Below are 13,289 nucleotides of genomic sequence, written 5' to 3' on the forward strand. Positions count from 1 at the left end.
CCGATGGGAAGTTGCCGCACTTCAGGGACATCGGGATCCCTCTGTCCCAAAACAGAATCCGGGCATGGGAGAGCTTCCCCTGTCCGATCTGCTACTACTGATATGAGTACCTGTGGGCTGTAGGAGGAACCTCCTGCCATGAATGAAGAAGCACAAAAGCGGATCCTCGGTTATTTTATCGAAGAAGCCCGCGACCACTTGGCAACGATCGAGCAAGGGCTCCTCAGCCTGCGGGACAGCGTGAGCGATCCTGAGCTGATCAACGAGTTGTTCCGAGCTGCCCACTCCATCAAAGGCGGAGCGGCCATGCTGGCCCTCGCCAGCATTCAGCGGACTGCCCACCGCCTAGAGGATTTCTTCAACGTGTTTCGCTCTCGCCCGGGCGAAGTGCCGGTGGATCAGCACTTGGAGACGCTGCTGCTGCGAGTTTTTGATGGGTTGGCGGCGTTGTTGGACGAGCTGCAGAGCCCTCGCGGTCTCACCCAGGAGTTCAGCAACGCGACGCTGGCGGAACTGGAGCCGGTTTTTCAGGAGACTGAAAACTACATTCAGAGCCTTCTCGGCGCTGGCCCTGTCGCTAGCTCTGCTCCGGCTGCCCCCCCGCCGCCGGCGGCCCGCACCCTACAACAAGAGATGGCGGAAGTGGTGCCGCAGCAATTGCGGCAGATGTTGGAGCTGTTCAAGCGAGGGGATCAGCCGGGCATTCGCGAGCAGTTGCGGGAGGCAAATGCCGTTCTCAAGCAGATCGGGCAAGCCCATCATCTGGCGGGCTGGCAGCAGCTCACAGAAACCTTCGAGCAAGCCCTGGGCAACCCCGACGCCGATCTGCGAACGTTGGCGTTGGTCGCCCTGCGAGACTTGAAGCAGGGGCAGCAGCTTATCTTGGCGGGCAGGGCCGAAGAGGTGACGGCCTCGGCGGAATTGCAGCAATTGGCTCGCCCGGCGGCTCCCGCTCTGCCGCCGGATCCTTTGGAGGTGGTGGTTCACCAGCAGATCCCGGCCCTGTTGCGCCAGATGCTGGAGCTGTTCAAGCGTCCTGACGACCCGGCAACGCGGCCTGCCCTGCAAAGCTTGGCCCAATCGCTCCAGCAGGTGGGACAGGCCGAAGGTGTGGATCTGGGCGGCTGGACGGCCCTAGCCCGCCTGATTGGCGAGATCCTGGCAGATCCTGCCCAGGATTTGCGGCAACTGGCTCTGCCGGTTCTGAGAGATTTGAAACAGGCTCACCAAGCTCTGGCCAGCGGAGCAGCGCAGACCATCCAGCCCTCCGCTGAGTTGTTGGCCTTCCGCCCTGTGCTGCCGGCCCTTGAGGAGCCAGAGCCGCTCTTCCTCGAACCCGAGAGCACGCCTGCCCCAGCGGACTGGGCCGCTGCTGGGATCCCGGCAGAAGAATCCTCTGCCCCTGATGGGAGCCAAGAAGAACCTGAACCAGGAGAGGCGATCCCCGTCGAAGCAACCCTGCAAGCGGAGGAGGCGGCCTGGGATCTGCTGGCCGAACAGCCGCCGTCCACTTTGGAGATGGACAGCGTTCTGGCGGGCGAGGAGGGCCCAGGGCTGAGCTGGCCGGAGATGTCCACCGAGGCTTTGCCAGAGGAAGACTGGCAAGCAGCCGCCGACCTTGCCCAAGAGGGCGTCGCCGCGCCAGAAGAAGCCGCAGCAGCCCGCGGCTGGCTCCAGGATAGGCTGAGCTTTGGCTCAGGCGATTTCGACGCCCCTCCTTTGAGCCTGGAAGCAGAAGCCTCCGCCGCCTTTGACGAGCTGTTTGCCAACGCAGAGCAGCTATCCGATATTGAAGAGCCGCCGCCGGAGCTGATCCCTCCTTCCCCCGAGCCTTTTTCGCAGGCGCTTGAGGAGCTGAGCCCAGAAGAGGGGGGAGCGGAAACGGATTTGGCGGAGCTGTTTGCCGAAGTAATGGGCGAAGCGGCGGCAGAGCTGTCACCTGTCGAGCCTGCCGAGCTGACAGGAGCCGAGGAAACCAGCCAGGCCATCTGGGATGTCCCCGCCCAGGAGCGGGCGGCCCAAGTCGCTGCGGAAAGCCCCGAGGAAGCCTCGGCTGCAGACGAAGCTGCAAGTGTCGGAGTGGAAGCCTTGTTCGAGCTCGAGGAGCTGGCAGTAGAGAGCTCTCCTCTGCAGGAGCTGTCTCAGTTGCCTGACTTTGGGGCTGCTCCCGACAGCGGGCCGGAAGCGGATCTTTGGGCAGAGGAGCCGTCTCCGTCCCTCCAGCCTGGGGATGGGGAGGCGGCCGCAGACTTGTGGGCTGAGTTCCCCGCCGACATCTGGCCGGGGGACTTTTCTGTCCCCGATGAGACGGGATCCCTGACATCTTTGGACTCTGCGGCTGAAGGCGGCCTGGAGAGCCTTGTCTCGGCGGCGGATCAGGCTTGGTGGAGCCCAGAAGAAGCAGGCGAACCTTCCCCCTCTTTCGAGGTGGCTTCTCAACCCTCTTCTGACCTTGCCGACTCTGCCGCAGTCGAGCAACTGGAAGACCTTTTCGCCGAAGAATCTTCGCCCGGCGAACCTGCCGCTGCGGCGGAGAGCTTCTTGGCCCCTTCCGACAAGTCGACGGCGGCGGAAACCCCGGACTTGGGGGCCGAGCTGAGCCTAGCCGATCTCTTCGCCGGGGAGACGCTGGAGGATGCCCCGGGCACGGGGGATGCGGCACAGGCCCAGGACTGGGCTCTTTTGGAGAACCTCTTCCCGGTTCAGGAAGAAGCTCTCTATCCTGAGGGCCAGCCCGCGGAGGCCTTCGACCGCCTCGAGGCTCTATTTGCCGAGGAGCCCGCTACCGAAGCACTGAGCTTAGAAACCAGCGGATCCCTCTCGGCCATGGATGGCGAGGTGGATTTGGATGAGTTGAGCCGGTTCTTTGCAGAAGGGGAGGCTGCCCAGGAAGCGATCCCCTCAGATCTGGCCACTTTCCTGGGCGAGGCAGAGGCTTTGCAAGGGAGCAGTCTGGAGGGAGTGACTCTGCCTGAGCCAGAACCACTTGTAGCTGCAGCAGAGCAAGGCGGAGCTTCCCAGCCAGCAGAGGACGATCTGGCCAGCCAACTGGAAAGCCTGTTCGCGGAGGATGAGCTCTTGGCTGCCCAGAGCGCGACTGTTTCCCCAGATGAGACACAGCCTTTGGAGGAAGAAGCGCCGGAAGCCTCTCCTGCCCCAAGTTTGGACGATTTGGCCGCCCTTTTCGATGCCGCCGAACCAGCGGTGCCCCCTGAGCTAGAGGAGGTCATCGCTCCCATTGTGGGATCCCCTACAGCCGTGAGCGGCGAGGTCGCCGACGATTTCGCAGCCCAACTGGAATCCCTCCTAGGCGATCTCGAGGTCGCCCCCCAAGTCTCTGCAGCAGCGCCGGCGCCTTCTCCGCCCGCTGTCGCCGCCCCAGCAACAGCCGCCCCCACGGCACCGGCTACCCCAACAGCACCGACCACACGGCGATCTGCCCTCAGCAATCCTGTAATGCGGGTGGAGGTGCGCCACCTCGACTCCATCAACAACTTGGTGGGAGAGCTGGTGGTCATCCGCAACAGCATGGAGCAAAACCAAACTCGCCTGCGCCAGTTTCTGGATGGCCTATTGGGCCGGGTGCAACAGCTAGGGGAGCTGGGCCAGCGCATGCGGGATCAGTACGACCGCTCGTTGCTAGAAGCGGCGCTGTTCTCCAGCCGCAGCAGCGCGGCAACGGTGGGGTTTGGTCGGAACGGCGAGGAATCCCCTCGGGGACGGGTGGGTCATTCCATAGGCCAAGAGTTCGACAAGTTGGAGATGGATCAGTTTACGGCCTTCCACACGCTGGCTCAGGAGATCATTGAGCTCATCGTGCGGGTGCGCGAGTCTTCTTCCGACATCGAGTTTGCGGTGGACGAGGCAGAGCAGATCACCCGCCAATTCCGCCAGGTCACCACCCAACTGCAAGAAGGCCTGAACCGGGCGCGCATGGTGCCCTTCTCGCAAATTGCCGACCGGCTGCCCCGCGCCGTCCGTGACCTCTCCATCAAAACGGGCAAACAGGCCAGCCTGGTGGTGGAAGGCCGCGACACCCTCATCGACAAGGCCATCCTGGAAGAGCTTTCCGACCCGATGACCCACCTGGTGAACAATGCCCTGGTGCACGGGATCGAGCCCCCTGAGGAGCGGCGCCGCTTGGGCAAGCCCCCTGAAGGCAAGATCACCGTCAAAGCTTTCTACCAGGGCAACCAGACAATCATCGTCGTCGCCGACGACGGTGCCGGCATCCCGGTGGAGAAAATCAAGGCCAAGGCGCAAAGGCTGGGGCTGCTGTCAGAGCAGGCAACCGAAGAAGAAGTGTTCAACGTCCTCTTCCACCCCGGCTTTAGCGTTCGCGAGGCCAGCGAGGTGGACGATCTGGCCGGGCGGGGGGTTGGCTTGGACGTGGTGCGCCGCAACATCACCGATCTGCGCGGCAGCATCCAAGTGGATTCCGTGCGCGGCAAGGGCACCACCTTCACCATCCGCCTGCCGCTTACCCTGAGCATTTCCAAGGCAATGGTGTGTGTCAGCGACAAAGCCCTGATCGCCTTCCCCCTCGACGGTGTGGAGGAGATGCTGGATGTTCCCGTCGACGAGGTGCAGCCGGATGAACAAGGGCGGCCCTCCATTCCCTGGCGGGATCAACGCCTTCCCTTCCAGCCCCTCTCGAATCTGTTGTCCTACAGCCGCAGCCACAGCCGCAGCCGCTCAGAGGTCTACAGCATCGCCCAAGAGGAGGGCATCCTGCCCATCGTCGTCCTGCAAAGTGCCGGCCAGTACGTTGCCCTGCAGGTGGACAGCTTTGTGGAAGAGCAGGAAATCGTGATCAAGCAATTGCGCGGGCCTGTGCCCAAACCACCTGGCATTTCTGGGGCAACGGTGCTGGGCAATGGTCGCGTGCTGCCAATTGCTGACGTCCTTGAACTGGTAGATATGGCCCAAGGCCGCCGTCGCGATCTCAGCCGCCTCTGGGCGGAGCGTCGCGCTGCGGAGCCACGTGCCGAGGAAACCCATCAAACCACGGTGCTCATTGTGGACGACTCGATTGCAGTGCGGGAACTGCTCTCCATGTCCTTTCAAAAGGTGGGCTACCGGGTGGAGCAAGCCCGCGATGGCCAGGACGCCTGGGAAAAGCTTCGCGGTGGCTTGCGCTGCGATCTCATCTTTTGCGACATCGAGATGCCGCGCATGGACGGCTTGGAGTTGCTCTCCCGCATACGGGCAGACAGCAACCTCAGGCATATTCCAGTAGCTATGCTCACCTCACGGGGGGCAGAACGGCACCGGCAGACAGCCCGCGAGCTGGGAGCCACTGCCTACTTCACCAAGCCCTACTTGGAGGAAGAGCTGTTCAGCGCTGCCGCTCGCATGTTGCAAGGGGAGCAGTTGTTGGCACCCAACCCCACTTCCTGAACTGGCGACGCCAGGGGCGCCCAGATGGAGGCACCAAGCTAAGGGATCCCACTCTGGCGCCAGGATCGCCAAAGGGTTTGACTCCAGAGGGGGCTGGAAGGCGTAGGATATTGACCTGTTGTCCTCGGAGAGAAGTGGCGATGCGCCTGACTGTCTGTGCTCTCATCCTGGCTGGTGGGTTTGTCCTGGGCAATCCCTGGCTTGCCAGGGAGCTGGGGCTAGAGGCAACTGCTCATGAGAACAAGGGGGGGCTCTCAATCCAGAGAGCTCATCGGCTAGGCCTAGGCCCTGCCGACGAATCCTTCGAACTGCGGTTTCTGGATGCGATGATCCTCCACCACGAGGGAGCGGTGAGCATGGCCACAGAAGCCCTGCAAAAATCCCGGCGGCGGGAAATTCGTCAGTTGGCCAGGGCCATTGGGGTCGCCCAAAGCCAAGAAATCAAGCAGATGCAAGACTGGCGGCTGAGCTGGTACCCGCTAGCTCCCCAGGAGCCCGTCATGTGGCATGAAGAGATGGGCCACCAGATGGCCATGACTCCAGAAATGATCTCGGCTATGCGCATGGATACCGACCTGGGAGCCGCTGACCCTGAGTTCGATCTGCGCTTCCTGCAAGCAATGATCCAGCACCACGAAGGAGCCCTGGTCATGGCTAGAGAGGCTCTGGAAAAATCCAAGTGCCCCGAGATTCGGCAACTGGCAACAGCCATTGTCACTACCCAGCAAGCGGAGATTGAGCAAATGCGGGCCTGGCAAAAGCGGTGGTATCCGCGCTAGGGCCGCTGGGATCGTTTGCAGGCCTCAGCAGGCTCTGTAAAGATGATGGGATGCGAGCAAGGCCGGCTCTTGCGGCTGCCCGCAGCACTCAGAGGATTCCCCTGCATTGCCAATGGCCCTAGAGCTGCCCTCCTTCCCTCAACACCCGGCTTTGCTCCCACCGCTTCGCCCAGAGTGGAGATCCCGCTGGCTGGCGGGGCTGGCCGTTTTGCTGCTGTGTTTGGGATCCCCCAACCGCTGGCTGCACTGGTTTCCGGGAGCGCTGCTGGGCCTAGCGCCTCTGTTTTACCTTTGCGAACAGCAACAGGGTTGGAGGCAGTGGCGTTTGGCCTATGGCCTCTGGTTTTGCGTGTGCCTGTACGCCTTCTGGGTGGATCCCTTCTCGCTTCAAGTGCTCAGCGCCTGGGAGATCCTGGGAGGAGCAGTGGTGGCTCCCCTGATCCCTCTGTTTTTCACAACAGCCACGGTCTTGAGCTTGGCGCTGAGCCGGCCCCTCCCCCCCTGGGCACGTCCCCTGGGCCTGGCCACGGTCTGGACAGGCCTGGATGGGCTGCTGGGCCTGCTCTGGTGGCCGATCCCCTTTCATTGGGGATCCCTGCTCTTTGACTGGCCCCTGGGGATCCAAATTGCCGATCTCACCGGGATCTGGGGAGTGACCTTTTTTGCCGTGTTCGTCAATGGCGTGGTTTGGCAGTTGGCCGAGCAGCTCCGCTGCCAATGGAGGGCAGAGGGATCCTGCTCGGGGGCCGAGAACCCGGATATCCGGCGCACGCTGGCCTGCGGCTTAGGTCTGGGGGGGCTGGTCTTGGCCTATGGCAGCCTGCGGCTGGCCTACTTTGATGTTTTAGCGGCGGCGGAAGGGGATCCCAGCTTTCGCGTGGGGACGGTGCAGCAGGTGGCCTGGTTGGAAGCCGATCGCAGTTGGGAGTACCGCAGCCAGCGCTACCGGGAGTTGCACCAGCTTTCGGCCCAGGCGGTGGCCGAGGGGGCGCAGTTGGTGATCTGGCCGGAAGGAGCCTTGCGGGCCCGGTTGCTGAACACCCCCCTGCAACCCCATGTGATCGAGCCAATGCGAGCCATCCTCCCCCCAGAAGGGGCTTTGATTACGGGGGCCACGGAGCCGGATCCCCGCACAGCCCACCTGCCGGAGGAGGAGCAGCGATTTTTCAACACCGCCCTCTTCTTCAACGCCCAAGGCCAAGTGCTGGATTGGTTTGGCAAGCAGTGGATCTTCCCCTATTTTGAGTCGGGGCGCTACGCGCCCTCCCCAGATGGCTATCGGCCGCTGGCGGGAGGGGAGCTGTTTGGGCCTTTGGGGGTGATGATCTGCTTGGAGAGTGTATTGCCCGCCCCCAGCCGAACTCTGACCCGCAATGGAGCAGAGTCGTTGATCGTGATCTCCGACGATAGCTGGTTTGGCAACAGCCACTGGCCCATGCTCCACGGCCGGCTTTCGGTTTTCCGGGCGGTCGAAAACCGGCGCAGCGTGGTCTTTGTCAACAACACCGGCGGCAACCTGGTGGTGGATCCCTCAGGTCGACTCCAGCAGGTGGGCCCGATTTTTCAGCGCGGAGTGGTGACTGGAGAGGTCAGGCGGCAATCCCAGGTAACCTTCTACACGCGCACAGGCGACTGGCTGGCCTGGTTAACCTTAGGTCTTTCTCTAGGATTGACGGCCTGGGGATCCCGAGCAGGGCAAGGATGCGCTAAGATTGGTGAGCATCAATAGTCTAAGTCAGCTTTCCCGTCCCGCGTTCCCAGTTTGCGCTGCTGAACTGGCTGAACAAAGGGATGCGGAATTGCTTACCCTTGCTGATGTAGCTCAGTCGGTAGAGCAGCTCACTCGTAATGAGCAGGTCATCGGTTCGAGTCCGATCATCAGCTTTGGAGCCTTGTCCGGCCCTCACGGGGCTACTGACCTAGGCTGGCCTAGCGCGGGGATCCCCTCTCCCAGGAGGGGGACATGAAGAGCGTAGCCAGTTGGTCGGGGCTTCGCCTTATGCTGAGAAGTATGGCCATTTCCCCGGCAGCGGTTTTTGGCAATGGCAACCCCCTTCTCTTGGCCCTATCGCACCCCAGGGATCCCGGACTCCGCCTTTGAGCGGATCCCGGGGATCCCGATGAGCCCCCGCGAGGTACGCGTGCTGGTGCTGAGCCAGTTGCGCCTGGGAGAAGACCACTGCCTATGGGATATCGGCGCCGGGACAGGCACCATCGCCATCGAAGCGGCCATTCTCTGCCCCCGCGCTCGCGTGATTGCCATTGAGCGCGATGCCGAGGTGGTCAGCTTGATCGAGAGCAACTGCGAGAAATTCGGCCTCAACAACGTGCAAGTAATCCAGGGCACCGCCCCCGATTGCTTGCATCAGCTCTCTCCGCCCCCCGATCGCATCTGTATCGAAGGTGGCCATCCCCTACGGGAGATCCTGGAGGCCTCCTGGAACCATCTCAAACCCAACGGCAGGATTGTGGCGACCACCAACTCTCTGGAGGGGCTCTACGGCCTCTCTGCCGGGCTGGCTGCCGTGCGAGCTCATCATGTGGAGGTGATCCAATCAGCTGTGAACCGCCTGGAACACCGCGGTCGCAGCCAACTGTTGCTGCCTCTGGATCCCACCTTTGTGTTAAGCGGGGAAAAATCCAGCTAAATCTTGTAAGAAATCCGTTTATATTTTTTGCAAATCCCTTCGCAAAGTAATGGGCTCAAGAAAATTGGGCTAGCCCAAGCCCTCTTTGGAGATCGGCAAAGCACAAACCTTAAGCTATGCCGATATTTCTAGATTGCAGACTTTCATTTGCCCTTATACCAGAGACAGAGAGCTGCGGATCCCAGGGCCATGGATGAATTGCAACACCCCTTTCCCGAATCACGAGAAGTGAGGCTGCGACAACTGCTAATTCGAGAGCGCTGGCCGGAAATGCTGAAGGGCTGCCGGGCCTGCATCCATTGGGACGACTTCAAGCGACCCGAATGCTGCGGCGACTGCGGCATTGGCGATCGCCGCAGACAAGAAGCAGAAAACCAGCCCAGCAAATCTTCAGGCATTTAGCCTGGGCAGATTCTCCCCATCGGGAGCCGATTCTAGTAGTTATTTTTGCCCAGCAATTTCTACCTTAGGCTCATCAAAACGCCGGAGAGAGGAACTTCTTGGGGAGGCAGTAGAGGCACCTCTACTTTCGCCACTTCCTGCTCGTAAATGCCCAGCTGGCGAGCGGCAGCCGTCGAAATATCCAGATCTCGACCGCGAACAAAAGGGCCCCGAGCCAGAACATCCACCACCACTCTAGGCCTGGGATCCTCAGAATTGGTCAAAGTCTCCCAAAAACGTGTCCGGGAATACACTGATGAGCCCCACGGATCCCAGGTTCCGCAGAGGGATCTTTCGGCTGAAGTCAGTGGGCTTGGGTTGGGGCAATGCTCCCAGAAGCCGGCGCGGCTCCTCAAGGGCGAGGGGATCCCGGAGAAATGCAAACCACTGTATCAATTTCTACATAGTTCTCTACATTCCGCAGTCTTCGTTAGGGGCTGAGCTAGAGTGTTTCCAGCAGGCTCCTGGGGTGGGCTGCCTTTTCAGGAGGCCAAGTGCCGCGACTGATCGCATCAGCGGGCTGGAGGCACTTGGTTAGCAATTGGCAGGAGTAGCGATGCCAGCATCGCAACGGCAAGCTAGGCGCGAGAACAGCCTGGCCAAGCTTCGCAAGGAACGCCGGAGGGCAAGCAGAGGATCTAGGCCCAGCGGCCCAAAACATGTTACAGGTTCTCCCCCAGCCTGAAACCTCCGTAGGGGCGAGGGGGCGTACACAGAAGAGCTTACAGCCGTGTTGGTACCTATGTTTGCCGTGGATGGGAAAACCCCCCTGATGTTAATCAAACCCAGCCCCGCCAGACGGTGGGTAGCAAGCGGCGAAGCCACACTCCCCTGGCAGCGAGGTGAGCGGGGCGTGCGGCTGAAAGCAACCAATCGAGTGAGTTTGCAGGAGGTCGCTCCTGGCAAGCAGCTATGGCAAAATGCCAACCTAGGGTATTGCAAGTTTTTAACGTTCAACGGTTGGAGGGCACGGCTCCTAACAGCGCCGTGTAATGGTGTGTGATGAAAGTCGGAGATCGAGTGCGGGTGCGTACCAGCGTGATCGTCTATCACCACCCGGAACATCGCAATCAACCTTTTGACCTCAAAGGTATGGAGGGAGAAGTGACGGCTGTGATCCAAGACTGGAACGGCCGCCCGATCAGCGCTAATTTTCCCTTTCAGGTGCAGTTTGGGAATAAGTTCCGCGCCCACCTCCAGGCCGACGAGCTGGAGGTGATCGAGGCGAGCCCTTCCTCCGAGCCTGCGGCCTAGGTGAGACCCAGCAGGGTACGGTTGGTTTCCAGAATCGGCTGGATCAAAGCAAACTCCGCGGGGGTGAGGTACTTGGCTATCACCTCTTGCAAGAAGCGGTAGGTAGCCTCACAACTGCGCTGGGTGCGGAAGGCCCGCATCAAGGTCTGAAACCAGTAGAGAAATCGCTCCTTGTAGCGCTGCTCATCGTCTAGGAGCATGGCCAAAGCCGAGAGGCGCAAAACCCGCACGGTGTCGGCTCTCCATTTGTTGCGGAAATCCTCCACCCCTCGCATGAGCAAGTAGGGATCCAGAGCGCGCAGCTTCGCCTCCACCTCGCCGACAATCTGGGCTTCCGCCGCTTGGATTTTGCGATAGGCGCCCAGGCGCAGCTCAAAGGAGGCCAGGTAGCTCTCCATGAACTGCATCTCCTCATCTCTGAGGTAGCGTCCGTCGGCAGCCAGGCTCAGTTGGCGCAGTTGAGTCAGCATGGGGATTCCCTAGAAAACCAAGGAGAGAGGGGGAGTGCGGCCCTTTCGCCCCCGATCCTAGCCGCAAGCCCGTTGACAAAAGTGCGCGATCCTGCGGATCTTCGGCTATTCTCCCCGGCCTCTCAGCCGGGTTAATATTAATTAATAGTCTATCGTTGCAAGAATCCACTCGACCCCAGATGCCATCTGTGAGTTCGATAAAAAGCACCCTTTGGGAGGAAACGCTTCCGTGAGTCAGAAAGGTAAAAACAAAAAATGGAGAAGCGCCGGATTGTACGCGTTGCTGGCCATTGTCTTGATCTCGCTGGCCACAACCTTCTTCGGCACCCGTCCGGCTGAGCGTCTGGAGATCAGCTACTCCGACCTGATGAGCCGCATAGAACGGGGCGAGGTCAGCAAAGTCTTGGTCGAGATCGCCCCCGATGGTCGCCAAATTGCCATTGCCGAGGCGGAAATCAACAACCGCGCCACCCAAGTGCTGGTCAACCTGCCTCCCCTCACCCCCGAGTTTGAGAACACCTTGCTTGCGCAAGGGGTGGAGCTGGCGGTGCGCCCGGTTCAGGAGGAGGGTCTGCTGGGGCGCATCCTCAGCACCTTCTTCCTGCCCGTCTTGCTGCTGCTTGGCCTGTTTTTCCTGTTGCGCCGAGCCCAAAACGGCCCTGGCAGCCAGGCGCTCAACTTTGGCAAGTCGAGGGCAAGGGTGCAGATGGAGCCGAAAACTCAGGTTACCTTCAACGATGTGGCTGGTGTTGACCAGGCCAAGTTGGAGCTGGCCGAGGTGGTGGACTTTTTGAAAAACCCCGAGCGGTACAACGCTCTGGGCGCCAGGATCCCGCGCGGGGTGTTGCTGGTCGGCCCCCCAGGTACAGGTAAAACCCTGTTGGCCCGCGCTGTGGCCGGAGAGGCGGGTGTGCCCTTCTTCTCCATTTCTGGCTCTGAGTTTGTGGAGATGTTTGTTGGAGTGGGGGCCTCGCGGGTGCGGGATCTGTTCGAGCAGGCCAAGCAAAATGCCCCCTGTATTGTCTTCATCGACGAAATCGATGCCGTGGGTCGGCAGCGGGGAGCCGGCCTAGGAGGTGGCAACGACGAGCGGGAGCAAACCCTGAACCAGTTGCTGACCGAGATGGACGGCTTTGAGGGCAACTCCGGCATCATCGTTATCGCCGCCACCAACCGCCCCGATGTGTTGGATGCAGCGCTGCTGCGGCCCGGTCGCTTTGACCGCCAAGTGACGGTGGATCGCCCCGACTTCCAGGGCCGCCTGGAGATCCTCAAGGTGCATGCCCGCGGCAAAACCTTGGCCGCCGATGTGGATCTGGAGAAATTGGCCCGCCGCACCCCTGGGTTTACCGGCGCAGACCTGGCCAACCTACTCAACGAAGCGGCCATCTTGGCGGCCCGCCGCAACCTCACCGAGATCTCGATGGACGAGATCAACGACGCCGTGGATCGGGTGTTGGCTGGCCCAGAGAAGAAGGATCGCCTCATGAGCGAGCGGCGCAAGGAGCTGGTGGCCTACCACGAGGCAGGACACGCCCTGGTGGGATCCCTCTTGCCCAACTACGATCCCATTCAAAAGGTCAGCATCATTCCCCGCGGCCAGGCGGGCGGCCTCACCTGGTTCATGCCCAGCGATGATGACATGGGCCTGACCACCCGTGCCCACTTGAAAAACATGATGACCGTCGCCCTGGGGGGTCGGGTGGCAGAGGAGGTGGTCTATGGCGAGGCGGAGGTGACCACGGGGGCAGCCAGCGACCTACAGCAGGTGGCCCGCATTGCCCGCAACATGGTCACCCGCTTTGGCATGAGCGACCGCCTGGGCAACGTGGCCCTGGGACGCCAGTATGCCAATATCTTCCTAGGCCGTGAGATCGCTGCAGAGCGGGATTTCTCCGAGGAGACGGCGGCCCTCATCGACGAAGAGGTGCGACGTCTGGTGAATGAGGCCTACCAACGGGCCACTTACCTGATCCGGGAAAACCGCGCCCTCTTGGATCGCATCGCCCGCCGCTTGGTGGAGGCCGAAACCATTGATGGGGAAGAGCTGCAAGCGATCATCGACAGCTCGGAGGTGGTGATGCTACCGCCTGAGGAGGAGCCGGAGCCGCTGACCTTCCCGATAACCCTCAACGCTAGTGCCTAGTCTCCATGGACACAGGCCAGGGATCCCTGCCTTTTCGCCTGAGGAGGGCGGGGATCCCGATTTTTGCATGATGATAACTATCTCCCCTCTCCCAGAGAGAGGTTGGGGGTGGTCGCGTCGGCGGCGCGGCGCGCTTGGGCCATCCCTCAGG

9 protein-coding genes and 1 tRNA gene are annotated in these 13,289 nt (G+C 61.3%); 8 read left to right on the forward strand and 2 right to left on the reverse strand.

Going from position 1 to position 13,289, the window contains the following annotated elements:
* Positions 1 to 138 precede the first annotated feature (138 nt).
* The 6 genes from NW846_RS01980 (at position 139) to NW846_RS02005 (ending at position 9,229) form a co-directional block, all read left to right on the forward strand.
* Positions 139 to 5,400: a response regulator gene (locus NW846_RS01980; protein WP_414346211.1), complete on the forward strand. Its 5,262-nt coding sequence runs from the start codon at positions 139 to 141 to the stop codon at positions 5,398 to 5,400.
* A gap of 140 nt (positions 5,401 to 5,540) precedes the next feature.
* Entirely contained in the window at positions 5,541 to 6,179 is a 639-nt protein-coding gene (locus NW846_RS01985; RefSeq protein ID WP_414346209.1) for a DUF305 domain-containing protein, read from the forward strand.
* 112 nt (positions 6,180 to 6,291) lie between these two features.
* The gene (locus tag NW846_RS01990; protein WP_011431519.1) at positions 6,292 to 7,908 is read left to right on the forward strand and encodes an apolipoprotein N-acyltransferase; all 1,617 of its coding nucleotides are present in this window, start codon (positions 6,292 to 6,294) and stop codon (positions 7,906 to 7,908) included.
* Between the two features lie 82 nt (positions 7,909 to 7,990).
* Positions 7,991 to 8,063 (forward strand) — tRNA-Thr (locus tag NW846_RS01995).
* Between the two features lie 158 nt (positions 8,064 to 8,221).
* On the forward strand, positions 8,222 to 8,827 hold the full coding sequence (gene cbiT, locus NW846_RS02000; RefSeq protein ID WP_011431520.1) for a precorrin-6Y C5,15-methyltransferase subunit CbiT: 606 nt from the start codon (positions 8,222 to 8,224) through the stop codon (positions 8,825 to 8,827).
* Between the two features lie 189 nt (positions 8,828 to 9,016).
* A complete protein-coding gene (locus NW846_RS02005; RefSeq protein ID WP_049749797.1) occupies positions 9,017 to 9,229 on the forward strand; it encodes a hypothetical protein in 213 nt (70 codons plus the stop codon).
* Positions 9,230 to 9,288: 59 nt separating this feature from the next.
* On the opposite strand, the gene NW846_RS02010 is transcribed toward NW846_RS02005, so the two are convergent.
* Positions 9,289 to 9,492: an RlpA-like double-psi beta-barrel domain-containing protein gene (locus tag NW846_RS02010; protein WP_168173328.1), complete on the reverse strand. Its 204-nt coding sequence runs from the start codon at positions 9,490 to 9,492 to the stop codon at positions 9,289 to 9,291.
* 778 nt (positions 9,493 to 10,270) lie between these two features.
* Here NW846_RS02010 and NW846_RS02015 point away from each other — a divergent pair.
* Positions 10,271 to 10,522 carry a ferredoxin-thioredoxin reductase variable chain gene (locus NW846_RS02015; RefSeq protein ID WP_011431523.1) on the forward strand — a complete coding sequence of 84 codons (252 nt, stop codon included), beginning with the start codon at positions 10,271 to 10,273 and terminating at the stop codon, positions 10,520 to 10,522.
* Here NW846_RS02015 and NW846_RS02020 read toward each other — a convergent pair.
* A complete protein-coding gene (locus NW846_RS02020; protein WP_011431524.1) occupies positions 10,519 to 10,992 on the reverse strand; it encodes a hypothetical protein in 474 nt (157 codons plus the stop codon). The genes NW846_RS02015 and NW846_RS02020 overlap by 4 nt on opposite strands.
* Positions 10,993 to 11,221: 229 nt before the next feature.
* Here NW846_RS02020 and ftsH point away from each other — a divergent pair, with 229 nt between their 5' ends.
* Entirely contained in the window at positions 11,222 to 13,138 is a 1,917-nt protein-coding gene (ftsH, locus tag NW846_RS02025; RefSeq protein WP_011431525.1) for an ATP-dependent zinc metalloprotease FtsH, read from the forward strand.
* The last annotated feature ends 151 nt before the right edge of the window (positions 13,139 to 13,289 follow it).

This window comes from Synechococcus sp. W60.3 (assembly GCF_047502615.1).
In the GTDB taxonomy this organism is placed as follows: Bacteria; Cyanobacteriota; Cyanobacteriia; order Thermostichales; family Thermostichaceae; genus Thermostichus.

Coding starts and splice junctions, on each gene's coding strand:
- NW846_RS01985 (WP_414346209.1), top strand. CDS start 5,541: ATGCGCCTGACTGTCTGTGCTCTCATCCTGGCTGGTGGGTTTGTCCTG.
- NW846_RS02005 (WP_049749797.1), top strand. CDS start 9,017: ATGGATGAATTGCAACACCCCTTTCCCGAATCACGAGAAGTGAGGCTG.
- NW846_RS01980 (WP_414346211.1), top strand. CDS start 139: ATGAATGAAGAAGCACAAAAGCGGATCCTCGGTTATTTTATCGAAGAA.
- NW846_RS02015 (WP_011431523.1), top strand. CDS start 10,271: ATGAAAGTCGGAGATCGAGTGCGGGTGCGTACCAGCGTGATCGTCTAT.
- cbiT (WP_011431520.1), top strand. CDS start 8,222: ATGGCAACCCCCTTCTCTTGGCCCTATCGCACCCCAGGGATCCCGGAC.
- NW846_RS01990 (WP_011431519.1), top strand. CDS start 6,292: ATGGCCCTAGAGCTGCCCTCCTTCCCTCAACACCCGGCTTTGCTCCCA.
- NW846_RS02020 (WP_011431524.1), bottom strand. CDS start 10,992: ATGCTGACTCAACTGCGCCAACTGAGCCTGGCTGCCGACGGACGCTAC.